General features: G+C 53.3%; 30 protein-coding genes, 3 tRNA genes and 2 pseudogenes. 9 read left to right on the plus strand and 26 right to left on the minus strand.

Features of this window, described 5'->3' with window-relative positions:
- The first annotated feature begins 67 nt into the window (after nt 1–67).
- Together O1V66_RS10645 and O1V66_RS10650 are read left to right on the plus strand one after the other, a co-directional pair.
- Entirely contained in the window at nt 68–847 is a 780-nt protein-coding gene (locus tag O1V66_RS10645; RefSeq protein ID WP_045046447.1) for an IclR family transcriptional regulator, read from the plus strand.
- A gap of 40 nt (nt 848–887) precedes the next feature.
- The gene (locus O1V66_RS10650; protein WP_045046446.1) at nt 888–1,334 is read left to right on the plus strand and encodes a universal stress protein; all 447 of its coding nucleotides are present in this window, start codon (nt 888–890) and stop codon (nt 1,332–1,334) included.
- 155 nt (nt 1,335–1,489) lie between these two features.
- Here O1V66_RS10650 and O1V66_RS10655 read toward each other — a convergent pair whose 3' ends face one another.
- Complete coding sequence (locus O1V66_RS10655) at nt 1,490–1,828, minus strand: DUF2502 domain-containing protein (RefSeq protein WP_045046445.1); 339 nt, start codon at nt 1,826–1,828, stop codon at nt 1,490–1,492.
- Nucleotides 1,829–2,155: 327 nt separating this feature from the next.
- A complete protein-coding gene (locus tag O1V66_RS10660; protein ID WP_269128314.1) occupies nt 2,156–2,287 on the minus strand; it encodes a hypothetical protein in 132 nt (43 codons plus the stop codon).
- 244 nt (nt 2,288–2,531) lie between these two features.
- Between O1V66_RS10660 and O1V66_RS10665 the strand changes: the two genes are divergently transcribed.
- Nucleotides 2,532–2,744: a YccJ family protein gene (locus tag O1V66_RS10665; protein ID WP_045046444.1), complete on the plus strand. Its 213-nt coding sequence runs from the start codon at nt 2,532–2,534 to the stop codon at nt 2,742–2,744.
- A 66-nt stretch (nt 2,745–2,810) separates the two neighbouring features.
- On the opposite strand, the gene O1V66_RS10670 is transcribed toward O1V66_RS10665, so the two are convergent.
- The 3 genes from O1V66_RS10670 to O1V66_RS10680 all read right to left on the minus strand — a co-directional run bounded on the left by O1V66_RS10670 (nt 2,811) and on the right by O1V66_RS10680 (nt 4,074).
- Nucleotides 2,811–3,071: a hypothetical protein gene (locus tag O1V66_RS10670; RefSeq protein WP_045046443.1), complete on the minus strand. Its 261-nt coding sequence runs from the start codon at nt 3,069–3,071 to the stop codon at nt 2,811–2,813.
- Nucleotides 3,072–3,145: 74 nt separating this feature from the next.
- Nucleotides 3,146–3,424 carry a hypothetical protein gene (locus O1V66_RS10675; protein WP_045046442.1) on the minus strand — a complete coding sequence of 93 codons (279 nt, stop codon included), beginning with the start codon at nt 3,422–3,424 and terminating at the stop codon, nt 3,146–3,148.
- 146 nt (nt 3,425–3,570) lie between these two features.
- Entirely contained in the window at nt 3,571–4,074 is a 504-nt protein-coding gene (locus tag O1V66_RS10680; protein ID WP_045046441.1) for a YlaC family protein, read from the minus strand.
- Nucleotides 4,075–4,210: 136 nt separating this feature from the next.
- Here O1V66_RS10680 and O1V66_RS10685 point away from each other — a divergent pair, with 136 nt between their 5' ends.
- Nucleotides 4,211–4,354, plus strand: coding sequence for a hypothetical protein (locus tag O1V66_RS10685; RefSeq protein WP_269128315.1), 144 nt, complete (start codon nt 4,211–4,213; stop codon nt 4,352–4,354).
- A gap of 2 nt (nt 4,355–4,356) precedes the next feature.
- Nucleotides 4,357–4,689 carry a GyrI-like domain-containing protein gene (locus O1V66_RS10690; protein WP_269128350.1) on the plus strand — a complete coding sequence of 111 codons (333 nt, stop codon included), beginning with the start codon at nt 4,357–4,359 and terminating at the stop codon, nt 4,687–4,689.
- 61 nt (nt 4,690–4,750) lie between these two features.
- On the opposite strand, the pseudogene deoR reads toward O1V66_RS10690, so the two are convergent.
- Nucleotides 4,751–5,517, minus strand: a pseudogene (gene deoR / locus O1V66_RS10695) (DNA-binding transcriptional repressor DeoR).
- 12 nt (nt 5,518–5,529) lie between these two features.
- Nucleotides 5,530–6,369, minus strand: a complete 840-nt coding sequence (locus tag O1V66_RS10700; protein WP_269128316.1) for a metallophosphoesterase — start codon at nt 6,367–6,369, stop codon at nt 5,530–5,532.
- 197 nt (nt 6,370–6,566) lie between these two features.
- Here O1V66_RS10700 and O1V66_RS10705 point away from each other — a divergent pair, with 197 nt between their 5' ends.
- The 3 genes from O1V66_RS10705 to O1V66_RS10715 all read left to right on the plus strand — a co-directional run bounded on the left by O1V66_RS10705 (nt 6,567) and on the right by O1V66_RS10715 (nt 9,396).
- Nucleotides 6,567–6,839, plus strand: a complete 273-nt coding sequence (locus O1V66_RS10705; RefSeq protein ID WP_072045043.1) for a hypothetical protein — start codon at nt 6,567–6,569, stop codon at nt 6,837–6,839.
- Nucleotides 6,840–7,059: 220 nt separating this feature from the next.
- Complete coding sequence (locus tag O1V66_RS10710) at nt 7,060–7,695, plus strand: cupin (RefSeq protein WP_045046438.1); 636 nt, start codon at nt 7,060–7,062, stop codon at nt 7,693–7,695.
- A 282-nt stretch (nt 7,696–7,977) separates the two neighbouring features.
- Entirely contained in the window at nt 7,978–9,396 is a 1,419-nt protein-coding gene (locus O1V66_RS10715) for an MFS transporter (protein ID WP_414058462.1), read from the plus strand.
- 52 nt (nt 9,397–9,448) lie between these two features.
- Here the strand turns inward: O1V66_RS10715 and O1V66_RS10720 are convergent.
- The 12 genes and pseudogenes from O1V66_RS10720 to O1V66_RS10770 form a co-directional block, all read right to left on the minus strand.
- Nucleotides 9,449–11,493 (minus strand): annotated as a pseudogene (locus O1V66_RS10720) (FUSC family protein).
- Nucleotides 11,494–11,645: 152 nt separating this feature from the next.
- Entirely contained in the window at nt 11,646–13,700 is a 2,055-nt protein-coding gene (locus tag O1V66_RS10725) for an FUSC family protein (RefSeq protein ID WP_045046436.1), read from the minus strand.
- 160 nt (nt 13,701–13,860) lie between these two features.
- Nucleotides 13,861–14,817, minus strand: a complete 957-nt coding sequence (locus O1V66_RS10730) for a hypothetical protein (RefSeq protein WP_269128317.1) — start codon at nt 14,815–14,817, stop codon at nt 13,861–13,863.
- Entirely contained in the window at nt 14,781–15,863 is a 1,083-nt protein-coding gene (locus O1V66_RS10735; RefSeq protein ID WP_269128318.1) for an Ig-like domain-containing protein, read from the minus strand. Before O1V66_RS10735 ends, O1V66_RS10730 begins: the two co-directional genes overlap by 37 nt.
- A 62-nt stretch (nt 15,864–15,925) precedes the next feature.
- Nucleotides 15,926–16,105 (minus strand): Rz1-like lysis system protein LysC, encoded by a 180-nt coding sequence (gene lysC / locus O1V66_RS21995; RefSeq protein ID WP_420911482.1) that lies wholly within the window; start codon nt 16,103–16,105, stop codon nt 15,926–15,928.
- Nucleotides 16,041–16,460: a hypothetical protein gene (locus tag O1V66_RS10740; protein ID WP_045046435.1), complete on the minus strand. Its 420-nt coding sequence runs from the start codon at nt 16,458–16,460 to the stop codon at nt 16,041–16,043. The genes lysC and O1V66_RS10740 overlap by 65 nt, the downstream gene beginning before the upstream one ends.
- Nucleotides 16,457–16,951 carry a lysozyme gene (locus tag O1V66_RS10745; RefSeq protein ID WP_045046434.1) on the minus strand — a complete coding sequence of 165 codons (495 nt, stop codon included), beginning with the start codon at nt 16,949–16,951 and terminating at the stop codon, nt 16,457–16,459. The genes O1V66_RS10740 and O1V66_RS10745 overlap by 4 nt, the downstream gene beginning before the upstream one ends.
- Before the next feature lie 225 nt (nt 16,952–17,176).
- Nucleotides 17,177–18,385 (minus strand): Ig-like domain-containing protein, encoded by a 1,209-nt coding sequence (locus O1V66_RS10750; RefSeq protein ID WP_045046433.1) that lies wholly within the window; start codon nt 18,383–18,385, stop codon nt 17,177–17,179.
- Nucleotides 18,386–18,510: 125 nt separating this feature from the next.
- Complete coding sequence (locus O1V66_RS10755) at nt 18,511–18,834, minus strand: Ig-like domain-containing protein (RefSeq protein ID WP_045046432.1); 324 nt, start codon at nt 18,832–18,834, stop codon at nt 18,511–18,513.
- 128 nt (nt 18,835–18,962) lie between these two features.
- Nucleotides 18,963–19,394, minus strand: coding sequence for an antiterminator Q family protein (locus O1V66_RS10760; protein ID WP_052673367.1), 432 nt, complete (start codon nt 19,392–19,394; stop codon nt 18,963–18,965).
- 25 nt (nt 19,395–19,419) lie between these two features.
- Complete coding sequence (locus O1V66_RS10765) at nt 19,420–20,166, minus strand: ATP-binding protein (RefSeq protein ID WP_045046431.1); 747 nt, start codon at nt 20,164–20,166, stop codon at nt 19,420–19,422.
- The gene (locus O1V66_RS10770; protein ID WP_052673366.1) at nt 20,153–20,896 is read right to left on the minus strand and encodes a helix-turn-helix domain-containing protein; all 744 of its coding nucleotides are present in this window, start codon (nt 20,894–20,896) and stop codon (nt 20,153–20,155) included. The genes O1V66_RS10765 and O1V66_RS10770 overlap by 14 nt, the downstream gene beginning before the upstream one ends.
- A gap of 159 nt (nt 20,897–21,055) precedes the next feature.
- Between O1V66_RS10770 and O1V66_RS10775 the strand changes: the two genes are divergently transcribed.
- Entirely contained in the window at nt 21,056–21,688 is a 633-nt protein-coding gene (locus O1V66_RS10775) for a LexA family protein (RefSeq protein ID WP_045046429.1), read from the plus strand.
- A gap of 96 nt (nt 21,689–21,784) precedes the next feature.
- Here the strand turns inward: O1V66_RS10775 and O1V66_RS10780 are convergent, their stop codons facing one another.
- The 7 genes from O1V66_RS10780 to uvrY all read right to left on the minus strand — a co-directional run bounded on the left by O1V66_RS10780 (nt 21,785) and on the right by uvrY (nt 25,751).
- Nucleotides 21,785–21,982 carry a hypothetical protein gene (locus tag O1V66_RS10780; RefSeq protein WP_045046428.1) on the minus strand — a complete coding sequence of 66 codons (198 nt, stop codon included), beginning with the start codon at nt 21,980–21,982 and terminating at the stop codon, nt 21,785–21,787.
- A gap of 230 nt (nt 21,983–22,212) precedes the next feature.
- Nucleotides 22,213–22,299: transfer RNA gene (locus tag O1V66_RS10785), tRNA-Leu, on the minus strand.
- 11 nt (nt 22,300–22,310) lie between these two features.
- Nucleotides 22,311–22,384 (minus strand) — tRNA-Cys (locus O1V66_RS10790).
- Between the two features lie 52 nt (nt 22,385–22,436).
- Nucleotides 22,437–22,512, minus strand: a tRNA-Gly gene (locus tag O1V66_RS10795).
- A gap of 148 nt (nt 22,513–22,660) precedes the next feature.
- A complete protein-coding gene (gene pgsA, locus O1V66_RS10800; RefSeq protein ID WP_045046427.1) occupies nt 22,661–23,209 on the minus strand; it encodes a CDP-diacylglycerol--glycerol-3-phosphate 3-phosphatidyltransferase in 549 nt (182 codons plus the stop codon).
- 57 nt (nt 23,210–23,266) lie between these two features.
- Entirely contained in the window at nt 23,267–25,102 is a 1,836-nt protein-coding gene (uvrC, locus tag O1V66_RS10805) for an excinuclease ABC subunit UvrC (RefSeq protein ID WP_072045042.1), read from the minus strand.
- Complete coding sequence (uvrY, locus tag O1V66_RS10810; protein ID WP_045046425.1) at nt 25,095–25,751, minus strand: UvrY/SirA/GacA family response regulator transcription factor; 657 nt, start codon at nt 25,749–25,751, stop codon at nt 25,095–25,097. The genes uvrC and uvrY overlap by 8 nt, the downstream gene beginning before the upstream one ends.
- Nucleotides 25,752–25,818: the final 67 nt, after the last annotated feature.

Raw genomic sequence — 25,818 nt, forward strand, 5'->3', positions numbered from 1 at the left:
GACGTGCGCTTGGGCTGGCGGGGAGTTACAATGTGTGAAAGGCAATAAACAGGGACAAATCAGTAGAATGAATAATGAAACCTCTAGCGAAGAAGAGCGCAGTGGCGGGATTCAGGTTATTTCCCGTGCGGCCGCGATTCTTAATGCGCTGGGCAGTCATCCCGAGGGACTGAGCCTCGGCGCCATTGCCACGGAAGTGCAACTGCCGCGCTCGACGGTGCAGCGCATCGTGGCCGCCCTGACGGAAGAAGGCATTGTGCGCACCGAAGGCGCGGGCGGCGTTCGGCTGGGGCCGATGCTGCTGCGGCTGGTGTCGACCATTCATACCGACGTTATCGCCATCGCCTCGCCGTATCTCCAGCAACTGTGCCACGACACGCAGGAAACCGTTGCGCTGGGCCGTGCCAGCGGGCGACAAATCGCCAATATTCATCATATTGTCGCCGAACGCGAGCTGCGCGTGGTGCCGAAATTTGGCTTGAACCTGCCTATCTACAGCACTTCCGCCGGACGCGCCCTGCTCTCCCTGAAAAGCGATAGCGAGATCCGCCAGCTGGTCGGAGAAACGCTGGAACCCGCGACGGAAAATACCGTGAAAGACATCGATACCCTGCTTCGTAAGGTCGATGCGGTGCGCAACAGCGGGATCTCGATGGAAAGCGGAGAAACCGTGCTCGGCATCTCATCGATGGCGACCGCCATCGACACGATTCTCGGCCACTATTCGATTTCGGTTTTAATGCCGACAGAGCGCCATGCCGCCAAGCAACTCAGCGTGCAGCAGGCCATCATGCGGTGCAAAGAGTCGTTGATCGGCGAGATAGGTAAACTCGGCAGCGGTAAGTGACGCCCTGCTTCATTCATACTTTTGCTAAAAGGATTACGCAATGTTTGATGTCATTTTGGTTGCAGTAGACGGTTCCAGCCAGACTTCGCAGGTGGTGGCTCTGGCGGCGCAGGTTGCGCAGCACGGCGCGCCACAGGTTATTGTCACCTGTTGCATCGATGAGGCCTATGCCTTTGCCAATCAGCAGGAACAGCCCGGCGATATCACGGAGTATCCGGCGGCAACGGCTGAGCAGGACACCGCCACGGCGGTCGTTGCGCGCGCGCTGCAACAGCTTGCAGAGGCCGGCATCAAGGCGCAGGGAAATCTGGTGGTCGGCTCGGCGGGTGAAACGCTGGTCAGCGAAGCCAGAGAGAAAGGCGCATCGGTGATTGTCATGGGGCATCGCCAGCTAACGGCATTTGGCAGGATATTCAAGGGATCGGTCAGTGCGGAAGTGGTGGCGAATGCGCCGTGTCCGGTGCTGGTGGAAGTGCGCGGTAATTAAGGTAAAGCACAACTAAAAAGTACAGAATTGACGTTGGGGATGCCAGTGCATCGCCAGCGCCAACCCTGTACTTCACCTCTATTATTTACAGACTACGGTTACAGCTGTTTGACACAAAAAATCTTTATGCGGGTCGCGCAACGAGTATCGCGCGATTACCAGCTGCCCGGTGGTGGACCTTCATGCCATCGGCCCGGAGGCGGACCGCCGTGCCAGTGGCGCGGTGGCGGACCTTCTCGCCAATGGCGGTCGTGATGATAGTGGCGACGCGGTGGCTCATAGTAGACCCAGCGGCCACGATCGCGGCGATGATGGCTCCACCAGCCCGGCGGACGCCAGTTGCCGCCGTCCCAGTAGTTGCCGCGCGGGTCACGGTCACCGATGCGCAGTGATAAACCGGGGGTATTCACACCAATCGAAACATTTGCATGTGCTATCTCGGGAAGCCCTGACAAGGCCGTCATCACCGCGATAAGCGCTATTATTTTTTTCATTATCAACTCCAGGATCTGTCCGATCTGATGCTGCTGAGTTTACTCAAGCTATCTTGCTGTTCTATAGGAATTTATCCCATTTATACAGCCTCACGATTTCTTAACGATTTCGCCCCTTTTCCTTTGCACGCGTTGACACGCTAACGCTATGCCCGTAAAGGAAAATTTAGCAACGCTAATGTTTGCCCACACAAAAGGGCTACAAAGCTTTACGATTTGCTCCCGGCCAAAAAAGCACACATTGCTTACTGCACGGCGAATTTCAGGCAATAAAAAACCGCCGCAGCGGTTTTTTTATCATGCATTCGGCATTCAGGCAGGCACGAATCAGATTTTGCAGCCTTCACAGTCTGCTTCGTCGTCCAGAATTTCCGGCACGGCGTTGGCTTTCTGCGCGGCTTTCTCTTCGGCCGTTTCCAGCGCAGCATCTATGTCGAAATCAAAAATATCGTCGCTCATGGTGTCACCTTGTTTACTTTTTTTAATCATAGCCGTTCACGGCGTATTGCGAGGGTTGCCAGCATTACGGGTTACCGGCATGAAGCCAGTATAAACGACAGCGCGGCGGCGATCCCGTTAATCTGTGCTCTGCCCTCTTCGCCTGCCGATTTTCAGGTCAACTGACCAGGCTTTGGGCAGTCGGATTTGCGTCTCCTCCATTCAGCGACCATAGTTAAGGGGAGCCAAATTAAAGGAGAAGCACATGACAAGTTCAAATATTAAAGCCTGGGCCAACGTGCGTGAAACTTCTCACGAGATAGCTGAGGCAATTTTCGAACTGGCCGACAACGACGAAGTGTTAGCCCAGAAAATCTGGGAAGAAGGCAGCGACGAAGTGTTACCGGTCGCCTTTGCAAAAACCAAAGAGGATTATCTTTTTTGGGGCGAAGAGAAGATTGATCGCAAGAATGTCTAACGGGGCGCAGCACAGCCCTGTGTCATAGCTGTCTGGCCCTGAAGTGTTTGTTTACTGCTTCAGGGCTTAGCTGTCAAAACCAAAGCCCATCTGATGTGCCCACTCGAACACCTGCTCCTTATACACGAAGCGCGGTTCGCACACGCCGGGCTGACCGGGTGTCTGGATCATCACGGCGATACACGGATACGCAACGGGCCGTGCATCAAAGATAAAATCGTCAATTTCCTGATCGGCAAAATCCGTGGATTCGCCGACAACGCTCGCCTGGAATATTTCATTGATTATCCAGTTGCGATATTCGAATTCGTTGGTAATAAATTTCATTTTCGCCTTTGCTCCTACTCCTGAATCGATAGGAAAAACTCGCGTTATGGTTTCAGCAGTGCCGATGAAAGGGATTAACGGTGCAAACTCTCGTCGCCGCCACAGCAGGCGCAAACTTCCACCCGTGAGACGTCCATACTGGCTTCGCCATCGCAGTCCCATTCGACGCGCAACGGCAGACCGTTATCCTCTTTTGCCTGAATAAAACGGTCATACCACGCGGCTTGACCCTGCATGGTTTCAGTCAGAATGAGTGTGTCACCGGCATAAATACGCGCAGTTGCGTGAGCATCGTGCTTTTCGCCCGCAACCCGTTTATGAAGATGATGGATAGAGAGTTTGATACGTTCCACAGCGGCTCCTGATGCGACAAAGGATATTTTATCATCTCTTTGCGTACTTTTCATTGCGTTCTATATAACAAAGAAGCGTAGATAACAAACAGTTTATCAGAGCCGCCGCGGAAAACGTGATATCGCGGGCGAAAGTCGGGGGCTAACTAGGCAAGTTGAGCAGTCTGTACGACGCTTGGCGCATCCTGATACTGACGGGCCAGATCATAGACATCATAAAAGTCGATGCCGCCCTTATTTTGCACAATACGCTGCACATGCGATTTAAAGCGGCTGCTGACGTCGTTGCTGGCAAGCAGTGACGCCACCGCGTCGGAAGAGATTTCACGGCTGAAGAACCATTCGCCGTTGTAGCACACGCGCAAATCCAGCACGCCGATATCTTCATAGCGATAGGTCGGTTTGATTTCCAGCAATAGCATCGCGGCCATGAAAATGAGAAACGCGGTAAATCCGGCAAACCAGCCCAATCCCATGTAAGGCGAGGCATACATCACGATACCGACGGCGATATAACCGACAAACATTGCCAGACACAGCCACGGATGATTGGCGAAAAACTCGCTATTAATTCTCGGCTTACCGTCGCGACCTTCCGCACGATTTATGCGTTCTATCTCACTATTCAGAATTTTTTTAACGACATCCATTGATAACCTCACTACATTCAGTCAGGACAATACTGCGATTTGATAAGACGATTTTATCAGCAAGACTGTTATAGCGCGTAGAGCAGTTAATAAATAAATAACGGTAAACTGTTATAGACAAAGTGAGGAATGCACCGTGGCATTTATGATTATGGAAAAACCGGCAAAAGTGGTCGCCAGTTACCGCGTGGTCGGACCCTATGAAAAAAGTGTGAAAGAAGGTTTTGCGGCGCTTACCCCTGGGCGGAAAAACACGGGCTGGGCGAAGGCGAATGGCTGACGATTTTTTGGGACAACCCGCTCGCGACTGACCCGGACGCGCGTCGCGCCGATACCTGCGTGACGGTCGATGATCATTTCGTTCTCGGCGACGATGCAGACGGCATCGTGCTGCAAACTCTGCCCGCGGGCACCTATGCGGCGTTTCACACCACCGTCGACAGCGAAAACTTTGCCAAAGCCTGGACCGACTTTATCGAGGTGCATCTCGCCAGCAGCGGATATCGTCCCGACGGCCGCGCCTGTTATGAACAATATCTAAACGACGGCAGACAGACAGGCGTGTTTGAAGTGGTGTTCTTTCAGTCGGTCGAAAAAACCTCCCCTCTGCGTTAAATTCTACTCAACGCGGTATCGCCGATACCGCGCCATCCTGCTACGCCATCCTTTCGCGCCATCAATAGATAAGCGTTATTCCGTTGGCCTGACAGTGATCCTGATACGCCTGCGGCGGCGCAGAATCGGTCACCAGATGGGTGAAGTCGTTGATTGGCCCAATCGCGGCCGGACGCGCCTGCTCGAATTTACTGTAGTCGGCAACCAAAATTTTCTGCCGCGAGCGCTGCATCGCCTGATGCTTCATTAATAATTCGTCGAAATTAAAACAGCTGACGCCATATTGCAGGCTGATCCCCGCCGCCGAAATAAACGCCTTGTCGGGCAGCGCATTCAGCAGCTCGTTGCTGCTTTGCCCAAACGGAATGAAAATATTATTGCTGGGCCGGTACATGCCGCCGCACATGATAACCTCGCAGTGCGGTTTGTCCTGCAACGCCAGAAACGTGTTGAGGGAGTAGCAGATAGCGCTGAACACACGTTCGTCGGGAATATGCTCAATGATATACGGCGTTGTGGTGCCGCAATCGAAAAAGACCAGGTCGTCGTCATCGATAAGCTGGGCGGCCAGTTTGCCGAGCCGATGCTTCTCCGCGATGTGACGGGTTTTCTGTTCACTGACAAAATAGTGCGTCGCCGGACTGTTTTTGGGGTCGATAACGATATAACCGCCCAGCAGGATAAGCGGGGAGTCGGCCCCGTTAAGGTCGCGCCGGACGGTCATTTCGGAGACCTCGAGCAGCACGGCCGCGTCCTTGAGATGGATCTTGTCGGTTTTTTCAGTGCCAGCAACAACCGTTGCAGCCGATCTTCGCGCTTGTTTTCCATGTTTTTCCCGGCTTACTGAATCTGCACCAACGTCAACCAGCCGCCGAATACGGCACCGGTATCAATATAGAACTGGTTGGCAAACTGCTGCTCTTTTTCAACCGGCGTATGGCCGAAATAGAACCGCTCGGCCCCTTCGATGTCCTGAACCTGCCCTTCACGGGATTTGCCAAGACGTTGACGGCTCCACATGGTTTCATGTGCGCTGAGCGGATTGCCGCTGATGTATCGCGGCGCAGGGTAGTCGGCATGCGCAACAATGGTCAGGCCGGTCGGTGTACTGACTTCAATGATATGCGGCAGTGCATCGACTTTTTTAAACAGTTCGCGGACGCGCAGTTCTTCTTCTACCGGAAGCTTGTAGAACCAGTCGCCCCCGTTGCTTAACCAGCGGCTGACGTGCTGACCTCGCAGCGCATCGAGTCCCATCTGCTCGTGATTGCCCTTCACACAGGCAAACCAGGGTTGTTCGAGTAGCTCGAGGCAACCCGGACTGTTTTCACCGCGATCGATAAGGTCGCCGACCGAAATAAGTAAATCCTGTTCTCTGGAAAATTGATGTGAATCCAGCAGCAGGTTGAGTTGTTTCAGGCAGCCGTGAATGTCGCCGACGACATAAATGTGGCGAAAACGGGTGCCATCGATTTTCTCGTAACGGGTCATATCAAACATCGATTCATTCTGCTCGCTAAGTCGCACGCCCTCTTCGCCGCCCCCTCTTCGCGAAGGTGTGTGGCTCCGTTTCCCGCTCTGGCGGGTCTTGCGCCTTGATCCATGACTCAAACGGTATGAAATCAGGAAAATAATCACCACCAGCACAAAAAGTACGGGGATTGCCATGAGAAAATCCACTTCAACTCCTTAATTAAATGACCCGCAGGGAAATCCACCCTCGGCAATATACGGCCCAACAGGAAGCTTAACCACGCCTCAAAACGACAAAAAGAGCTTAACAATCCAATCAGATCGGCTTTTGTACAATTAGCGCTAAGGGGTTGACCGCTTTTTGCGCTATACTCCGCGCTGGCCCAGATAAAACCGGAGGTTTTATGAGCTCCACCGCTGTTCACACTCCCGATGAGTGCCCTTTATGCCAAAGTACAATCAAGACCAAAACTTCACTTAACTTAACTGAAAAAGTGGTCAACGTAACCTGTACAACTTGCGGTCGTTACAGTATTTTCCGCAAAACCATGCAAGAGATCTCTGTTGACAGAAACAAGCGCGTTGCTCTGCAAACCTTTTTCTCCAGTCAACCGAATTACCATTTGCCCCTTTCTCTCAAGGCAATCAGTAATCCTGAACCCGCGGGTGATTTTTAACCCTATAACCGCCCTTCGGGGCTGTTTTATCTCTTCTGCACTGCGCCTTTCCCGTTCATGACCCGTGACCTCGCCTTGACAATATTGCGATCTGCCTCACACTTTTAACTGTGGGATCGCGACATTGGCCTTGATGATAAACGATGTCTGCGTTCAGAAAGCCTTCCTCGACAATAGGTTAACTCAAACTGCCCTGTCGTTGTAAATTAAGGAGCGCTCAATGAAGAGGATCAACCGCCATCACGTCTCACGACGAGACTTCTGCCAGCTTTTACTGCTTGCCTCGGCAATGCCCGTCACCGGGTATGCGAAAACGTCTTCCCTGCCCGCCGACACACCACCGCACGTCGACATTCGTGCCCTGCCGCTGGACAAACCGGTAGGCGGCGTTCCTAATGATAAGCTTCCTTTACTGATTTATCAGCAGGCTGCACCACAAAATACAGCGAATACCGATGCCTATCTGGCCAATCTTTTTGCCCGCAACGGCTGGCCGGTTCAATGGCGCTATCAAATCTTCACGTTCACCCATTTTCACTCCAATACGCATGAACTTCTGGGCGTCAGCAGTGGCATGGCGAAAGTGCAGCTTGGCGGCGAAAACGGCCCCATCACCCACCTGAAAAAAGGCGATGTCGTGCTCATCCCGGCGGGTGTGGGCCATAAGCAGCTGTCGGCCAGCGCCGATTTTCAGGTGTTGGGCGCCTATCCCAACGGGTTGAGTCCCGATTTGTATCATGACGACCCGTCGAAACTGCCCGAAGCCCGACAAAATATCGCGCGGATAGCCCTGCCGGACACCGATCCTGTTACCGGCCATCAGGGCGGTATTTTACAGCGCTGGCAGCCGAGCTGATTTCATAAAGGGCAGCAATACGCCCTGCGATCGCCAAGCCCTAACTCAAATTATTCCTCCCCGTCGCTTAAACTTTATTTTAAAGTTTATCGGATGAGTTTTGTTTTAAAATCTGCAATTTGCGGCGGGCAGCAACGCCGCAGCCTAAAAGCGTTTTATCCTATCAGTCTTTTAAAAACAGCTAATTACACTATTTTTTTACATCTTGAAATCTTATTCCGAATTTAAATCCGGTGATAAAAACTTAGCATGATTATGTTTTTTCAACGGGTAATGGTCATTATGGAATTTGCACATTCATCGTCTTTATCGAATCAGCCGGGTGCCATGACGGCACCTGAACTGATCACCAGAATAGACGCCCTGCCCTCATCACCGGGACTGTGGCGCTTTATAATATTATTGGCAATTGGTGGTTTTTTTGAACTCTATGATCTGTTTCAAACGGCGTATATCAGTCCCGGACTGATTGCCGAGGGGATTTTCCACACGGGCAGTCAAGGCGTCTTCGGTATCTCGGATCAGGCCGCCTTCGCCTCTTCCACCTTTCTCGGCCTGTTCGTCGGCACCAGCCTGCTCAGTCCGCTCGCCGACAAGTTCGGGCGTCGCCTGACCTTTATGTTCGCGCTGCTGTGGTACAGCTTCTTTACGCTGCTTATCGTCTTTCAGAATCAGGCGGAGTGGATTATTCTTCTGCGCTTTCTGGTGGGCGTTGGCCTTGGCATCGAGCTTGTCACCATCGACACCTATCTGGTGGAAATGGTGCCGACACGGCTGCGCAGCAGGGCATTCGCCTTCTCCTTCTTTATTCAGTTCCTGTCGGTGCCTGCCGTCGCGCTTATCTCGTGGTGGTTCGTGCCTCATACCTGGTTTGGTTTGACCGGTTGGCGCTACGTGTTGCTGGTCAGCGTCGTGTTTTCGCTGTTTATCTGGGTCGTGCGCAAGAAATTGCCGGAGTCTCCGCGCTGGCTTATGCAGCACGGGCAGCCGGAAAAGGCGCAGCAGGTTCTCGAAGAGCTGGAAAAACAGTGTGGCGTCGGCAAGGTCGAACGGCTTGACCATCTGGTCACGCTACAGGATGAACACCAGTTTGAACGCCGCGGGCGCTTCAAGGAGATCTGGACGCCGCAGTTCCGTTCACGCACGATTATGCTGATGATTTTCAATATCTTTCAGGCAATCGGTTTCTTCGGCTTCGGCAACTGGCTTCCGGCGCTGCTCGCCGGTCAGGGCAGCAGTTTTACGCACAGCCTCTCCTACTCGATTATTATCACCCTCGGCTTTCCGATTGGCTGTCTGGTGTCGGTGCTGTATGCCGACAAGTTCGAGATCAAGTGGCAGGTGGTGGCAGGCGCGCTGGGCGTGGTGATTTTCGGCGCGCTTTTCGGCTTCCAGCGCAGTCCGCTCGGCATGATCCTCTGCGGCTTCATGGTGAGTTACTGCAATGCGTGGATGACTTACAGCTTCCACTCTTACCAGACAGAGATCTTCCCGACGCGCATTCGTGTGACCGCAGTCGGTTTCTGCTACTCGTTTAGCCGACTGTCGACGGTATTTAGCAGCATTATCATCGGTCTGTTCCTGGAATACACCGGCAATATCGGCGTGCTGGCCTTTATCGTGGCGAGTATGGCGATGGTGGTACTGGTGATTTCCCTGCTCGGGCCTAAAACCAAAGATATCGAGCTGGAAAATATCTGATGCAAGACGCCGCTGCGGGCTCCTTCCTCGGCCCGCAGCGGCTATCAGTCTGTCAAACGGTCGGCCATCGCTCGTGCGAATACAGCCACATGCGGATATTAAACAGATAAAACAGGGGCATAAACAGGTGCATGTCCGAGCGACAGACCAGCTCGACCTGCAACAGCAACTGGTTCAGCTCATGCAGCAGTGACGCCGGCGGCGCGGCATAAATGTTCTTGAGCCGCTGTTTGATGTAGTTATTGATTTCAAACAGCAGCGCATCCGTGTCGATATGGTTACTTCTCAGCAACGCCTCGTGTCTGGCATAGAAATCAAACACGCTGACGCCCAGCCAAATCTCCGTAATCAGATTACCGCCCAGCGCGACGTTCGGGATGGGATCTATCTTGATTCGCGGCAAAATGATATTGACCTTGTCGAGCATTCCCGCGACGTACTGCTGTCGTCCCAGCAAGGAAGATTTGTTCATCTTGACAGCCTGGGTAAATTGCAGCAGATCCTTGATACCCCGGCGCAGTACACGTTTGGCAGTCCACGAAGGCCGCTTGTTGCGGATAATCGCCGTCACCAGCACGGCAATCATAATCCCGACCACGGTAGAAATGGCCGAGTTGAGGATAGACAACGGATCGGGGCGGAAATCGTGGCTCATGCCCATGAAACTCGGGATCTGCGTCGCGATAATCAGGCCGAAGATATTGCTCGCCGGATTGGCAATCACGATACCCAGCGCGATAAGTCCGGGTGCCAGACAAATGATCAGCGCCTCGAAACTGGTGGTCAGCGGGATAAGGATCACGGTGTAAATCAGGCTGGCGGCGATGGCTATCACCACGGCCTTGAGAAACACCTGCAGGGAGGCAATCGGGCTGTCATGGGCCGCAAAAAAGGAACAGGCGATGGCGGCCATCACGGGCGCGGTTCCGCCGTGTTTCCAGCCGCTGCCAATCCAGAACAGACAGCAGAGCATCGTTACAATGAAAATCGTCAGCGATGACAGGAAGATAAGCCCTTTATCGGCGTGTTTTTCAAACAGGGTAAACTTGGCGGGTTTTCTTTCATCGCTAAAGGCGCTGACTTTCTCTTTCACACCAAGATAGGCATGGGCAATGCGGATGAAGTTTTGCAACCGCTCGACCAGACCGGTCAGCAGCAGCCCCTCTTCGGCCGTCATTTCGCCGCTGAGGTAATGCGCCTTGATACGTTCCTGCGAGGCGACCATTTCATCCACCAGCACTGCGATATCGCCAAACTGTTCGGGATTGTGCAGCCAAACCAGAAAATGGCTGAAGGTTTCGGCGATAAAATCCGGAAAGGTGACGCCGTGTTCGCCGAGCAGAATTAGCCGTTTTTCAATCGCGGTCAGGGTCGGGATAAGATAGGAAAGATGCTGGTACTGAACGGTCACCATGCGGATAAGCGCGCGCGCCGAGTCACCTTCATAGACGCAGTGGGTGATAAGCGCCTCGACGCTGACCGGATAATTGGCCATCTGAATCAGAATATGTTCGTGCTCCAGCGACTTTTCCTTCGACACTCGCGTGACCATTTCCGCGCAGAGTTTTTTGCGCTCTCAAACCAGTTATTGACGCTGCTTTCCAAAAGCGTGCTCATTTTTACCGGAAAGATGATCATGTGGATCAAGGTACTGCACACAATCGCCACTGCAATCTCTTCAATACGGGAAATCACCGTGTAGGTAATATCCAGCGGCGAGTTAACGTCGGCAAAGCCCATAATCGCCGCACTGTAACCGGCCAGCATGAAAACGTAGCTTTTCGGCGTGCGGTCGTGCAGCGAAAGATAGAGACAGAAGGCTATCCATAACGACACGCAGAAGCTGAACAACAGCGGATACAGCACCGTAATGGGGTAAATAAAGAAAATGAAGGCGCCGCCGAGCAGGGTTCCCATCAGTCGGAATACGGATTTTGACAGCGTCGAGGCGGAATAGAGCTGAGAGATAATAAATACGGATGTCAGCGACCAGGCGGGTTTATCCAGATTAAGTTTTAGAGCGATATATAAGGCCAGAAATGCAGCGATACAGGTTTTTACCGAGAACAAAAAAGCATTTTTTGTTAGCCACTTCATTTTCTAATTAAACAAATCACGTAGATTTTAAAGCATTATTTTATACCCCTACGAAAAGGGTTATCCGGATTTGTTTGTAACAAAGATGTTCGCAATTATGTCCAAATAAAACAAAAAGTCACCGCGAGGTGACTTGATGTAGAGAGTCGGTATCAAAAGGCTTCAACGGCAGGCCATCTCTGCGTCGGGTAAAGCGCCATACGGATGTTGAACAGGTAAAACAGCGGCGCAAAAAGCTGCATATCGACGCGACACAGGGATTCGGTGCGCAGCAGAAGAGCGTCGAGTTCATCCAGCAAACTTTGCGGCGGTGCCATATAGATATTCTTCAGCCGCTGCTTGAAGTAGCGGGTGATTTCAGTCATCAGCGCGTCGCTCTCAAGGCGCTTGTCTTTTAGAATCTCGTGATGGCGCGCGTAAAAATCATAGCAGTTTACGCCGAGCCAGATTTCGGTGATGAGATTGCCGCCGAGCGCAACGCCGGGCGTGGGATCTACGGTATTACGCGGCAGAATAATGTTGATTTTATCTATCATGCTGGCGACATATTGCTGGCGCGCCAGCAGCGAGGAGGCGTTCATGCGGATTTCGCCGGTGAACTGCAACAACTCCTTGATACCGCGACGCAGCACGCGCCGCGCCGTCCAGGCGGGCCGTTTGTTGCGAATAAGCGAGGTGAGCACTACGGCCATGACGATGCCCACTACCGTCGAGATCGAAGCATTGATGATAGACAGCAAGTCCGGGTCGAGATCATGGGTCATGCCGATAAAGCCGGGGATTTGCGTGGCGATGATAAGGCCGATGAAGTTGGTCGACGGGTTGGCGATAACCAGCCCCAGCGCCAGCAGACCGGGAGCCAGCACGATGATTAGCGACTCGAAGGTGACGGTAAGCGGAATAAACACGCCGACGTAGATAAAACTGATGGCAATGGCCACCAGCACGCCTTTGAGAAACACTTTCATCGAGGCCACGGGACTGTCGAGCGAGGCGAAAAACGAGCATACAACCGCGCCCATCATCGGCGCGGTCGAGCCGTCCTTCCAGCCGGTGCCAATCCAGAACAGGCAGCCGAGCATGGTGGCGGCAAAGGCGGTAAAGCAGGACAGCAGAATCAGCCCGCGATCGCGGTGTTTGCGAATCAGTTTGACCTTGCCCCGTTTCTTCTCGGGACTCAACGAACTGACGCGCTCTTTCGCGCCCATATAAGAGTCGGAAAGCCGAATGAAATTGAGCAGGCGTTCCAGCAGGCCCATCAGCAACAGTCCCTCTTCCACACTCATTTCACCGCTGGCATAACGGGTTTTGATCAGCTCCTGCGAGGCGGTCAGGTCATCCTGAATAGCCTGCGCATTGCCGCTCTGCTCGGGGCTGTTCAGCCAGGCAAGGAAATGGGCAAAGGACTCGGCCACGAAATCGGGGAAGTGGATCCCCTGCTCCGCCAGCAGGCTCAGGCGTTTTTCAATCGCCGTCAAGGTCGGGATCAGATACGAAAGGTGCTGGTACTGCGCGCTGACCAGTCGAATCAGCTTGCGGGCGGAGTCGCCTTCGTACACGCAGTGGGTGATCAGCGCTTCCACGTTGATGGGATAACTGGCCATCTGCACCAGAATCTGATCGCGTTCGGGCGAGCTCTCTTTGGACTCGACGGTCAGCAGTTCGTTGCAGAGTTTTTTGGCACTGTCGTACCAGTTGCTGACGCTGTTTTCGAGCAGATTGCGCATCCTGACCGGAAAAATCAGCATATGGATAAGGCTACTGCAAATGATAGCCACCGTTATCTCTTCAATACGCGAAATCACGGTGTAGGTGATGCCAAGCGGCGTAGTGACATCGGCAAAGCCCATGATGGCGGCGCTGTAACCGGCGAGCATGAAGATATAACTTTTCGGGGTGCGATCCTGGAGCGAGAGAAAAAGACAGCAGGCAACCCACAGCGAGACGGAAAGGCTGAACAATAAAGGATGCGTGACGGTGATGGGATAGATAAGGAAGATAAATCCGCCGCCCAACACGGTGCCAAGGAAGCGAAACAGCGCTTTTGACAGGGTCGAGGCCGAATAGAGTTGAGAAATGACGTATACCGACACCATCGCCCAGGCGGGCTTGTCGAGGTTCAGTTTCAACGCGATATAGAGCGCCAGAAAGGCTGCAATGCAGGTCTTGACGGCAAATAACAGCGCATTCTTGTTTAACCATTTCATTATGGAATTAATAGCTCGCAAAGCGTTAAACCGTCATTTTATACCGGTCGGCATAAAAGTGCTGCTGAATGCGAATGTTAACTTTGTAACAAAATCCTCACAAATAAAAAAGCGGGGATCCCCGCCTTGAAGGCCGAGGATCCCCGCGTATTATCGCCGACTACACCCTGACGACGTTGGTCACCACCTGCATATAGGCCTGCGCTTCCTGACGGAAGTTCATCTGTACGCCGGATGTGGTGTCGGTAAAGGTGACGGCGATGGCGTCACCGACATAACTCGAAACCACAACGTGCGAGTAGGAGGTACCCGACGCAATGACATACACGCGGAACGAACCACAGGTCGCAAAGTTGGTCTTAAGCGTAATGTCATACATGGTGCCTTCGCTCAGATATTTGTTGTTCGTCGAATCCTTGAGCAACGCCAACACGCTGGTCGTGCTGGTTGATGACGCAAAGGTATTGGCAGAACCTACCCCTTCGTAAAGGTAATCCTTCATGAACAGCTTTTTATTGAAGTTGACGAAGTCGGCCGACGAGCTCATAAACGGCGTGGTTTCGATAGTCGAGTTATACAACGACAGCGCACTGCCGGTATTGGTAATACTCAAACCGGTATAGCTGTCGGTCAACGGCGCAAAGGAGTTCTGGTATTGCAGCGTCGAGGTGTAAAGCAGACCGCCGATAATCCCGGACAGATAACCGGCACTGACCTGGACACGCGCAAACGGTGCTCTTTCGAAATCATGCAGAATATCGAAGAAGTTGGTCTGACTGGAGTTATCGCCCGCCACATTGATGGTCGAAAACACCATCGCCACACCGCTCACGGTGGTACAGGAGATTTTCGCCCCTGCGGTCCACGGGAAGGTGGCGACCTTGTCGGATGCCGAGATATTGTTCGGCGAGGCGACAACAATGTAGGTGTATCCCAAGCTTGTGTAATAGAAGAGGAACTCCAGCTCATTGGTGCCGTCGGTCAGCTTAAGCCCGTTTTGTCCGACAATGGAGGTCAGGCCGGTGTTGTCGGTCAGTTTCAGGACCGCCAGACGTTTACCGTTGAAGTCCCAGTCGCCGCTCAGCTGCGCATACTGCCCCGAGTTGAACAACCACATGCCCCCCAGTAGTTATCGGCAATAAATTTAACAAACACTTTCCAGCCTTCGACAATCGGCGTATTGCCTGTAGCGCCGTTTGCCAGATAAATACCGACATAGTTGTTAAGCCAGTAATCGCCGGTAATCCAGTTTGATGCGTTGGGCCACTGATGCGCCCCCATGCGGATAACCGAGATACAGTTGGATGCCGTACCAATGTGAAGATGTGACAGCGAGAAGCCATAGCCGACCGGTTGGATACCATCCGCCTTGCTGCCCCCGTCGAGAACGTTGATAAACAGATTCAGGCCGGAGGCATTACCCACCAGGTCACCGATGGTTATCATCGGCGTTGCGCTCCAGAAGCCGGTGTTGCTCGGGAAATCCGAGGTTACGGTCAGCTTGTGGATGGAAATATTCAGGCCGTTGTTGAAAATATTGCGAATCAGGACGGTATTGGAGATGGCGTAGCTGCCGGTACCGCGCACCTCGAGAATGCCATTGTTGGTGGCGGCGTCAATGGCGCTTTGAATCGCCGAAGTCCAGTCGCCGTCTGCCGATGCATCATCGGCATAGTCTTCGATATCAATATAACGGGCGGCCTTGTTTCCGAGCGTCGCGATACTGGCTGCGCCGTCGTTGAAGGCTGCGCCCAGAGTGCCGGAAGCGTAGTCGACCGAGCTGTCCCAGCCGACATAACCTGCCCCGGCAGTGGCGGCGAGTGAGGTTTGCATGGTGTCGAGTACGCGGTTGGCGGCTGCGGTTTCCTGCGCCGTCGCAAAGGTCACGACCAGCGTGGCGGACGTCGCCCCGGTCTGCGACGCCGTCAGGGTATAGTTGCCCGCCGTTGAACTGACGACATCGACATAGTTGTATCCTGCCGAGTTGGTGGTCACGGAACTGACGTTTAGTCCTGCACCGGTACTGACCGTGAAATTAACGACCGAGTTGGCGACGTTCGCGCCTGTCGTGCTGTCGGTAACATTGACACGGACGGTATTGATTGCGCTGCCGTTTGCCTGTGCGCCACGGGTTACTGAAGTAAGAGTGATGATATTAGCCATGATTGATGCCTCGCGAGTTATGTGAGTATGCGTTGAGTTACGGGTTAAGTTACGGGTTTGCGCTACTTGCTTTGATACTGTTCGAATTGGCGGATGCCATCGAGTTGGGTATTGCAGTTTTGGAGATCGGTGAGGAGAAGTTCATTCCACATCACCGCGCCTCCGAAGGTCAGCGGGTTATCGGGAGGTGCCGACGGCTGACACGGCGTCAGCAGGCTGGCCGGGATAGGCGTGGCCGGCACTCTGACGAAATTGCTCGTAGTGGGTGAGCAAGCTGTGACTGACAGCATCAGGAACAGGCTCGGCAGCACACGGAGACGGCTTGAGCGCCGACGTAATAAGAGTTTGTCTCGCCTGGCTTGCGGTTCTGTTCGCCATTTGCTCATTGAGCGCGACTCCTGCTATCTGGTTGTATCTCTCTATGGCCATCGCCATCGACTGAGAGACGAATTCAGCTTTCTCCTTTTGCTGGGTCATGCTTGACAGGGCCGTGGTTTGAGACACCGCCTCGTCGTAAAAATGAATGGCGGTGTAGATAAGCGACAAGATGGCGGACAGCATCAGCGTCATCGCCAGCAGCGTTATTTTATTGATCACGATTGCCCCATCAGACAGAGCTGCCTGTCGATTTCGCGCCGATTCACCAGGCCGCGATTGCGCTCTTTGTTGACATACACCCACAGACGAAGGTCGTCGCAGGCGGCGCGCAGGTTGCCGTCGTTGAGGTGCCTGAGCAGCGACGAACCGCGAAACGCGTTCACCCCGACGTTATAGGCAAAGGAATAGAGTGCGGCGCGGGTGTAGTTGTCTATCGGCACTTTCACCGCCGCATCCACCGCTTTTTTTACCGGATTGAGATGTTTCGCCAGCAACGCGTTGCACTCCTTGTCCGAGTAGTATTTTCCGGGAATGACGTCCGTACCGGTGATGCCGCTGCATACGGTCCACACGCCGCCGACATCCCGATAGGCCACGCTTTTCTGGCCTTCTACGCCTTCCCGTCCTCCCAGCAGGGCCATGGCGATAGATAACGCGGTTGCCCCACCTAATTTGACCACTTTGCTTTTTAGTCCTGTTGACATAGCCATTGGGTACCTACCTTTGTTACAGACCGCCGAGGCGGCCACCGAGAGTAAAACAGGAGGTCTGAAAACGACAAAACCCCGCCGAAGCGAGGTTTTGGTTGAGAGCGGCTACGTGACTCAGTAACCACTTTATAAGCGTACGCGGTAATATGCGGACCGCGTTAGCGCCTTTTTCAATTATTTTTACCTGCTTTTCAGGGGGCTTTTTTCGCCCCCTTTTGCAAAGCCTTACTGATATTTCGCCTTGAGGTCTGCGAAGGCGGCATCGACGTTTTGCGATAGCGTCTCGAATGCCGAGGCCGCATAGGCATTAAACGTCTGATCGTCCGCCTCGAAGTTCGCCAGCGCAGTGGGCAGGTCACTCGCCACTACCGAAGCCGACAACTGTGACAACGCCGTGCCCACATTTTGACCCACGGTATCGAGCTGCTGCTGAACATAGCTGATAAAGGTCGCCACATCGGCCTTGAACGCGGCAATATCGGCGCCCGGATCGGCATCTTTCGACACAAAACTCACGACCCGCGTAGCCTGGGTTCCATCGCTCAACGAGGCCGTCAGCGTGACTTCCCCTGCTGTGGCGTTAAAGATATACACCGCGGCTTCGCCGAGAGAATCGGTCGACGATGGATTCGGCGTCGTCGGGAACGTCGCGCCGCTGTTCACGCTAAAGGTCACGCTCTGCCCGGAAATCGCGGCTCCCGTCGCATCCACGACCTTGGCAATCACCACATCCGCCGTCCCGCCCGCCAGCTGGTTATCAATCAGTGGCGTCAGCGTGAGGCCGAGCGGCAATACCGGATCGCTGACGGGCGGCGTGTCGGGTTTATCCATAAAACTCACGACCGTCGACGCCGTGGTGCCATCGGCAAGCGTAGCGGTCAGGGTGATGTCGCCTGCCGCCGCGCTGAACACGTAGACCGTTGCCTCGCCGAGCGAGTTGGTATAGGAAGGATTTGGCGTGGTCGGGAAGGTCGCGCCGGAGGTGACGCTCCAGGTAATCGCCTGATTTGCCACGGCCGCGCCCGTCGAATCTACGACCGAGGTCAGCACGATGTCTGCGGTGCTGCCCGCCAGCTGATTGCTGGTCATCGCCGTAAAGTTGATGGTAAAAGGCGGAACAGGATCGGTGCCCGGCGAGCCGTCTGCATCCACGAAGCTGATAATCGTCGAGGCATAGGTCGCATCCGACAAGGTGGCGATAAGCGTGGTATCGCCGACGATATCGCAAGAGACCGACACGGTAACCTGACCATTGGCATCGGTGGTCAGCGGATTCGCCTGGAAGGTTGCGCCGTTGTTGGCATTGAAGGTGATAACCTGACCGGCGACCGGTGCACCGGAGGCGTCGACCACAGTGACCATCACGGAATCGGCACCGCCATTGGGGCCTGCCAGCTGACCGTCCTCGAGAGGAGTGAAACTGATTTTGTACATGTTTTTTCCTTACGTTTATATGTTTGTGAATTGACGTGTAAAAAGGGCTTTTGACAACGCCTTGAAACGAAAAAACCCGCCGGAGCGGGTTGATGGGGAGGCGTATGTCGGACGTGACGGCCGGTCTATTGACCCAGGCTCATGAGATAGTCACGTGAAACGAAAGTCACCACCGTCGAGGCGGTGGTCCCGTCGGCGAGGGTTGCCGTCAGGTTGGCATCTCCCGCCGTGTTGCTGAACAAGGTGACCAGCGCCTCACCGGCCGCATCGGTCAGCAGCGGATTTTCCAGAATATCGAGCGTGGCGCTGTTATCGACAGCGAAAGTCACGGCCAGATCCGGTACTACGGCACCGTTTTCATCGACGACTTTCGCGACGACCTGAACGGGCGTGCCGTTTGGACCGGCCATCTGCGTGCCTGAGAGAGATTGAAAGCTGATTGTAGACATAAGATTTTCCTTCATGGTTTCGATTGAAAGTGGCAATGGGCTGCGTCACTGCGGTCACCCTCCAAAAACGCAAAAACCCCGCCGAAGCGAGGTTTTATGTTTTTGGTCACGTGACTCAGTAACCAGTTTTAATAGAGTAAACGGCTTTTTGCGGACCGCGTGAGCACTTTTTTCGGTTCACGATAAATTTCTACAATCGGGTCCATATCCAGCTTCACGTCCAGCATCGACAGACACCCTTCCACAAAACCTTCCGCCAGTTGCAGCATGATACGCACCAGCTTCTCATCTTTTTTGAGCGCACGCGCAATCGCCCGTTTTGGCTGATTCATAACGTAATGCAGCACCAGCAGCTGATATTCTTCGGGTTTAAGCTGTTTCAGGCGCGTGACGCACCCGTCGATCAGCATTCCGTCGTCATCGCAGCAGGAGATGCGCGATTTCGTGGTTTGCGGCAGCAATCCCCGAAAACCGGCCGCCGTTTTCTGCCAGTCGAGATGGCTGTGATCCGCCGCCGCCCAACCGCCCCAGCGCGCCAAAACTTGTGGTATATCTCTCATAAGTTTTCCTCCATAGGTCGCTTTTTCATGCCCTGCCGCCTTTACGGCTGCGGTAACTTTGCCAGGTAAACGGGACCCACAATCCCCCGTTGGTTTGCCTGTCCATCATTCTTTCGCCCAGCAGACTGAGCAGCTGGTCATAATTCAGGTTGGTCAGCATGCCCGTCGGCTTCAGCAGCAGCTGACGGCGGTCAACAATCTGGCTGAGCAGATTGATTTCAAAATCGTTGTGAGTGCTCTTTTGCACCCCGACTTCGTCGAGCACCAGCAAATCGAGCTGGCAGAGATCTTTAAGTAACGTCGCCTCTTTAACCGGACTGTTTTTCTCGAAGCTGGCGCGAAATTTCTGGCAGATTTCCGCCACGGTAATAATGGCGGCCACTCGCCCCTCTTTGATGAGATTCCTGACGATAGCCGTAGCGAGATGATTCTTGCCCGTGCCCACGTTTCCGGAAAAAATAAAGCCGCCGTGCGTTTGACCAAAGTTCTGTAGAAAGGCCTGCGCCAAGGTCAGCGCCTGCTGCTGTTCGGGAGACTCGACGAGATAATTGCGAAATCCGCAGTCCTGATGCAGCGGTTGAATGCCCGAACGGCCCAGCACCCTTTCCAGCCGCGCCATGCGATTGAGATCCGTCACCCGCTTGGCCGCCTTTTTGCCTTCTTCCTGCTGCCAGGCCATCAACTCTTCGCTGGTCTGGCAATGTGCCTTGACGTGCGGCGGTTTCAGCGCCAGAAAACGGGCCATCACTTCGGCGGATTTAGATAAGCTCATCGTCTTCTCCCTCTTGTGGCAGCAGCGGCAGATGGCGGTTAAATCCGGTTGGAATGTCGGCGCTGGCGCGGGCCAGAACTCTTGCCGGCGTTGCAGGACTTTTTCGGCCATTGAATTTCGCCGCGTTGCGTAGCCAGGTGTTCAGCGCGGCGTGCCAGTCCTTGAAAGTTGATCCTTTGGCCCGATGATGATCGCAAAAAATGGCAAACTCGGCGGCGAGATCCACGTGTAATTCAGCGGCCAGCACCCGATGTTTTTCCACAGGAACAAATGCTTCCGGCAGGGTTGTGGCCCGTGTTGCAACGGATTTAGCGGGCTTGCCCATAACAGGATCCTTGACTGGATCCTGAAAGTGACTGGATCTGGTGCCACCTGCCGACACAGGGGGTGTGGCATTGGATGACTCAGCTGAGTATGCCATCGACACGGCTGGGTCTGCTGCCGACCCAGGGGCCGGGGTTTCTGACGACCCGGTCGACACGGCATTGAGCGTCAAGTAGTAGAGATTTGAGGTATTTCCCTTACCATTGTTAACCCCAAGACGATTTTCCTTGGCAATCAGGCCGAGCGCCACAAGCGCTGAGATATGCGTTTTCACCGCGCTCTTGCTGCATTCGCACTGATCGGCAACGTGTTGATAAGAAGGCCAACATTCGCCCCTGTCATTGGCGTTGTCGGCCAATTTCATCAATACCAGCTTACGCAGAGGGCTTCCTACCTTGATTGCCATCGCTCTTGCCATTAGGGTCATACTCATTCCGCTATCCCCTCGTCTTCCGTATTTAGTTAAGTCCAGCTTCACAATCTAACTTAAGTTAGATATTATATCCAAGGTTAAGTTTGATCAAATAAAACTAAGATAACTTAGTTAATAAATTGAGAGCAGATTATGGAATCAGTAGGAGCGCGATTAAAAAGACTACGCAGAGTCACCAAGACAACGCAGAAAGCGCTCGGTGAATACTGCGGTGTGTCCGATGTCACAGTAGGATATTGGGAAAAAGATTTAAACGTTCCCAAGGCTGAGTCACTGTTAAAGCTTGCAAAATACTTCAATACATCAGAAGCTTATATTCTTTATGGTACTGATTTTGCAGGACTGCAACCGCTGGTGACCAGCGTCAGGAAGATCCCGATTCTTTCCTGGGTTCAGGCAGGCGTCTTTACGGAGTCAGAGTCGAGTGAACTTTTTGAGAGAGCAGAATACTGGATGGAAACCGGGTTACGAGTGTCTTCCGACGCCTTTGCGTTAACCGTGCGAGGCGATTCGATGACGAATCCTTCCGGGCTGCCGAGTATTCCCGAGGGGTCAACCGTTATTGTCGACCCGCAAATGGAAGCGACAAACGGTAAAATTGTGGTGGCGCGTATTGCCGGAACCAGCGAAGCGACCATGAAGAAGCTGGTGATTGATGGCCCCAAGAAGTATCTGGTGCCCCTCAATCCGCGCTATGACAATATTCCAATCAACGGCAATTGCGAAATTATCGGCGTCGTTCGCGGTGTGCAATACGAAATTTGAACCTTGGTTTAAATAACAGAGACTGAAAGCGACACTCAAGCCGCTTTCAGGCTCTTCAATTTCAGGCTGTTTATCCCTGCCCTCTCCGGGCGCATCCTATTTTTTATCAGTGTGACTGTCTTGGTGTGCTGACTCTGACTCATCGTCTTTGTGTTTCTTGACCGTGGATTCATGAGGTTCGTAGGGAAAATCATCTTCTTCGTACGGATTATGGGTATGTGGCGCGACCTCGGGCAGCCCTTTACTGACATCCCCTTCTTTCTTGTCGTGCTCATCGGCGTTGTGACTGGACATAGGGTATTTCCTCTATTGCAAGAGTAGTAAGTCTAGTTCATTGGCGCGAGTTGGGACGCTCCTCTCGCACAGTGTCGCGACGACGGCGAAAAGACAGGGAAGTCGAGGGTGATAAAGACAGGAAAGGAGGAGAGGAAAGGCGATTCTGAACCCCAAAAACAAAAAAACCACCCGAAGGTGGCATAACGACATTACTACTTTATTGCTTTTGATTATTCAGTAATTTTCCATGGTACCCGGGACGAGACTTGAACTCGTACAGCGCGAACGCCGAGGGATTTTAAATCCCTTGTGTCTACCGATTCCACCACCCGGGCTCCGGGAAAATTGGAGGCGCGTTCCGGAGTCGAACCGGACTAGGCGGATTTGCAATCCGCTACATAACCGCTTTGTTAACGCGCCGTAATTCTTTTAATCGTACTGTTATACAGAATCTTGTTCTATATAGCGAATTTGGAGCGGGAAACGAGACTCGAACTCGCGACCCCGACCTTGGCAAGGTCGTGCTCTACCAACTGAGCTATTCCCGCATTAATCAGAACTTACTGATTTTTTTAACTTATCTTCAGGCCAGTGACTCACTGCCTTCCGATGCGTTGCATTCTACTTAGATGACGCGATGAGTCAATAAAATTATCAACCCATCGCGATCGATTGCCGTTTTTTGAATCAGTTCGATCAAGGTTCCAGCAAATCGTTACGCGCGGCGAACAAATATTGGAACATCGACCAGAAAGTCAGCACTGCCGCGATGTAAAGCGCAATCACGCCTACGCCGATCGCGATGTCGTCAGGGCGCCACAACAGCGCCACCAGTGACAGCATTTGCGCCATCGTCTTGACCTTGCCAATCCACGAGACTGCAACACTGCTGCGCTTGCCTATCTCCGCCATCCACTCTCGCAGCGCAGAGATGATGATTTCGCGCGCAATCATGGTCGCTGCGGGCAGCGTGATCCACCAGGCATGGAAATATTCCGCCACCAGCACCAGCGCTATTGCCACCAGCACTTTGTCGGCGACAGGATCCAGGAAGGCCCCAAAACGCGTGGTTTGCTTCCAGCGACGGGCCAGATAGCCATCAAACCAGTCTGTGATGGCCGCGACAACAAAGATTAAGGCGCACGCGGTCGGAGCCCAGACGTACGGCAAATAAAATGCCAGCACGAAGAACGGGATCAGAGCCACGCGAAACAGGGTAAGGCACGTCGGTATATTAAATTGCATGTGCGTAGGTAACTATCTGTCCGATGTAGATATTATGAGTATGTTGCTACAATGAACCTAGTGTTTCAACGCATTATGGATTTTTTCTGCCAATGCGTGTGAAATACCCGGCACTTTTGCAATTTCCTCTGCGCTGGCATTCAGTAACGGTTGAATGCCTCCCATATACTTAAGCAGAACCTGACGTCTTTTCGGGCCAACGCCTTCAATCTCTTCAAGCGCACTGGTATTTCTGACCTTCGCACGTTTCTTGCGGTGGCCGGTAATGGCGTGATTATGTGAATCATCACGAATATGCTGAATAACGTGCAGCGCCGGGGAATCCGACGGCAACGCAATCCCCTCGCCCTCCGCCTTGAAGAACAGCGTCTCGAGACCGGCCTTGCGATCCGCGCCCTTGGCAATACCAATCAGCAGCGGTTTGGATTTGTCCCACGTCACATTGAGTCCGGCAAAGACGTCGAGCGCCATGCCCAGTTGCCCTTTACCGCCGTCGATAAAGATAACATCGGGAATTTTGGCCTCTTCGATGGCCTTGCCATAGCGACGCGTCAATACCTGGGTCATCGCGGCATAATCATCGCCGGGCGTAATGCCCGTAATATTATAGCGGCGATATTCGGCCCGTACCGGACCGTTTGAATCGAACACCACGCAGGAAGCCACGGTTTGCTCGCCCATAGTATGGCTGATATCGAAACATTCCATCCGATTTATCTCGGAAAGATTCAAGGTTTTAGCCAGTTCGGCCAAACGCTGGTGAATGGTGGAGCGCTCGGAAAGCCGCGTCGTCAGCGCCGTGGTGGCGTTGGTGCGCGCCAGTTTAAGATACCGCGCCCTGTCGCCGCGCGGCTTGCTCTGAATATGGACTTTGCGACCGGCCATCTCACTGAGTGATTCGGCGAGCAGGTCTTTTTCAGGCAGGCTGAAGTCGAGCAGGATTTCACCCGGCAAGGTGCGCATCTGGCTGCCCTGCAGATAAAACTGTCCCACGAAGGTTTGCACCACTTCCGACATATCGGTGCCGCCCGGCACTTTGGGGTAGTAGCTGCGGCTGCCCAGAACCTTGCCCTGACGAATAAACAGAACGTGCAGACAGGCCATGCCGGACTCGAAGGCCACGCCTATCACGTCGAGGTCTTCGCTGTTGCCACTGACAAACTGGCGCTCGGTAACGCGACGCACCGCCTGAATCTGGTCACGGAATCGCCCGGCCTCTTCGAAACGAAGATTTTTGCTCGCGTCTTCCATGCGTTCAATCAGCTGGGTTACCACCTGCTGGTCTTTACCGGCCAGAAACAGGCGCACGTACTCGACCTGCTGCCGGTATTCCTCTTCGCTAACCAGCCCTTTGACGCAAGGCCCAAGGCAGCGTCCAATCTGATATTGCAGACACGGGCGCGACCGGTTGCGATAAACGCTGTTTTCGCACTGGCGAATCGGAAACAGTTTTTGCAGCAGCGCCAGCGTTTCGCGCACGGCGTAGGAGTTCGGGAAAGGCCCGAAATATTCCCCTTTTGCGTGCTTGGCACCGCGGTGAATGGCGAGTCGGGGATGATTATCGGCGCTGAGAAAAATCAGCGGATAAGATTTGTCATCACGCAGCAGCACGTTGTAGCGCGGCTGATACAGCTTGATGTAGTTGTGCTCGAGCAGCAGCGCTTCCGTTTCGGTATGCGTCACCGTCACGTCTATCTGATCGATGTTCTTGACCAGGGTCTCGGTTTTTCGGCTCGAGACCTGGGTACGAAAATAACTGGAAAGCCGCTTCTTGAGATCCTTGGCTTTACCGACATAAATGACCGTCCCGGTTACGTCGTACATTCTGTAGACGCCAGGTTGGCTGGTGACCGTTTTTAGAAAGGCCTGAGGGTCAAAGCGTTCATTACTCACTACCAGATAACGTCTCCGAGTTGAATAGACCGTGGCGAATTGCCAGATGGGTCAATTCTACATCACCGTTAATATTTAGTTTACTAAACATTCTATAACGGTAACTGTTTACTGTCTTGGGGCTCAGGTTAAGTTGTTCGGAAATCTCGTTAACCTTTTGACCCTTGGTGATCATCAGCATGATTTGCAGTTCGCGTTCGGAGAGACTGTCGAACGGCGAATCAGACTGTGGCTCAAGCTGGCTCAAGGCCATCTGCTGAGCGATATCAGAGGCAATATAGCGCTGTCCGGAATCGACAAGCCTGATGGCGTTGATCACTTCCTGAGGCGCAGCCCCTTTGCTGAGGTAACCGGAAGCTCCGGCCTGCATCACTTTGGCGGGCAGCGGATTTTCGGTATAAATGGTCAGCATGATAATTTTGATGTCGGGGCAGAAGCGCACGATTTTCTTGGTGGCTTCAAGACCGCCGATACCCGGCATGCTCATGTCCATCAAGACAATGTCGACAGGATTGTTGCGGCACCATTTCACGGCGTCTTCGCCGCACTGGACCTCGTCAACAACCTTGATGCCTTTGACATCCTCCAGAATGCGTCGAATCCCTGCGCGCACCAGTTCGTGGTCATCTACAAGAAGAACGCTTATCAAAGAGAATTCTCCAAAAAAGGGCGTTACACAGTCGTATTTTTCATTAGACAGCGGAGAGTAAAATTAA

Origin of the sequence: Rouxiella chamberiensis (genome assembly GCF_026967475.1) — a bacterium.
Taxonomy (GTDB): Bacteria; Pseudomonadota; Gammaproteobacteria; order Enterobacterales; family Enterobacteriaceae; genus Rouxiella; species Rouxiella chamberiensis.

What these genes read in the sequence shown, in the direction of transcription:
- O1V66_RS10710 (WP_045046438.1), top strand. Translation starts at nt 7,060, where the DNA reads ATGAAGAGGATCAACCGCCATCACGTCTCACGACGAGACTTCTGCCAG.
- O1V66_RS10780 (WP_045046428.1), bottom strand. Translation starts at nt 21,982, where the DNA reads ATGTCCAGTCACAACGCCGATGAGCACGACAAGAAAGAAGGGGATGTC.
- O1V66_RS10715 (WP_414058462.1), top strand. Translation starts at nt 7,978, where the DNA reads ATGGAATTTGCACATTCATCGTCTTTATCGAATCAGCCGGGTGCCATG.
- O1V66_RS10645 (WP_045046447.1), top strand. Translation starts at nt 68, where the DNA reads ATGAATAATGAAACCTCTAGCGAAGAAGAGCGCAGTGGCGGGATTCAG.
- O1V66_RS10660 (WP_269128314.1), bottom strand. Translation starts at nt 2,287, where the DNA reads ATGAGCGACGATATTTTTGATTTCGACATAGATGCTGCGCTGGAAACG.
- O1V66_RS10730 (WP_269128317.1), bottom strand. Translation starts at nt 14,817, where the DNA reads ATGTGGTTGTTCAACTCGGGGCAGTATGCGCAGCTGAGCGGCGACTGG.
- pgsA (WP_045046427.1), bottom strand. Translation starts at nt 23,209, where the DNA reads ATGCAATTTAATATACCGACGTGCCTTACCCTGTTTCGCGTGGCTCTG.
- O1V66_RS10745 (WP_045046434.1), bottom strand. Translation starts at nt 16,951, where the DNA reads ATGGCTATGTCAACAGGACTAAAAAGCAAAGTGGTCAAATTAGGTGGG.
- O1V66_RS10670 (WP_045046443.1), bottom strand. Translation starts at nt 3,071, where the DNA reads ATGAAATTTATTACCAACGAATTCGAATATCGCAACTGGATAATCAAT.
- O1V66_RS10755 (WP_045046432.1), bottom strand. Translation starts at nt 18,834, where the DNA reads ATGTCTACAATCAGCTTTCAATCTCTCTCAGGCACGCAGATGGCCGGT.
- O1V66_RS10760 (WP_052673367.1), bottom strand. Translation starts at nt 19,394, where the DNA reads ATGAGAGATATACCACAAGTTTTGGCGCGCTGGGGCGGTTGGGCGGCG.
- O1V66_RS10650 (WP_045046446.1), top strand. Translation starts at nt 888, where the DNA reads ATGTTTGATGTCATTTTGGTTGCAGTAGACGGTTCCAGCCAGACTTCG.
- O1V66_RS10680 (WP_045046441.1), bottom strand. Translation starts at nt 4,074, where the DNA reads ATGGATGTCGTTAAAAAAATTCTGAATAGTGAGATAGAACGCATAAAT.
- O1V66_RS10770 (WP_052673366.1), bottom strand. Translation starts at nt 20,896, where the DNA reads ATGGCAATCAAGGTAGGAAGCCCTCTGCGTAAGCTGGTATTGATGAAA.
- O1V66_RS10705 (WP_072045043.1), top strand. Translation starts at nt 6,567, where the DNA reads ATGAGCTCCACCGCTGTTCACACTCCCGATGAGTGCCCTTTATGCCAA.
- O1V66_RS10775 (WP_045046429.1), top strand. Translation starts at nt 21,056, where the DNA reads ATGGAATCAGTAGGAGCGCGATTAAAAAGACTACGCAGAGTCACCAAG.
- O1V66_RS10655 (WP_045046445.1), bottom strand. Translation starts at nt 1,828, where the DNA reads ATGAAAAAAATAATAGCGCTTATCGCGGTGATGACGGCCTTGTCAGGG.
- O1V66_RS10750 (WP_045046433.1), bottom strand. Translation starts at nt 18,385, where the DNA reads ATGTACAAAATCAGTTTCACTCCTCTCGAGGACGGTCAGCTGGCAGGC.
- O1V66_RS10765 (WP_045046431.1), bottom strand. Translation starts at nt 20,166, where the DNA reads ATGAGCTTATCTAAATCCGCCGAAGTGATGGCCCGTTTTCTGGCGCTG.
- O1V66_RS10735 (WP_269128318.1), bottom strand. Translation starts at nt 15,863, where the DNA reads ATGGCTAATATCATCACTCTTACTTCAGTAACCCGTGGCGCACAGGCA.
- O1V66_RS10725 (WP_045046436.1), bottom strand. Translation starts at nt 13,700, where the DNA reads ATGAAATGGTTAAACAAGAATGCGCTGTTATTTGCCGTCAAGACCTGC.
- O1V66_RS10665 (WP_045046444.1), top strand. Translation starts at nt 2,532, where the DNA reads ATGACAAGTTCAAATATTAAAGCCTGGGCCAACGTGCGTGAAACTTCT.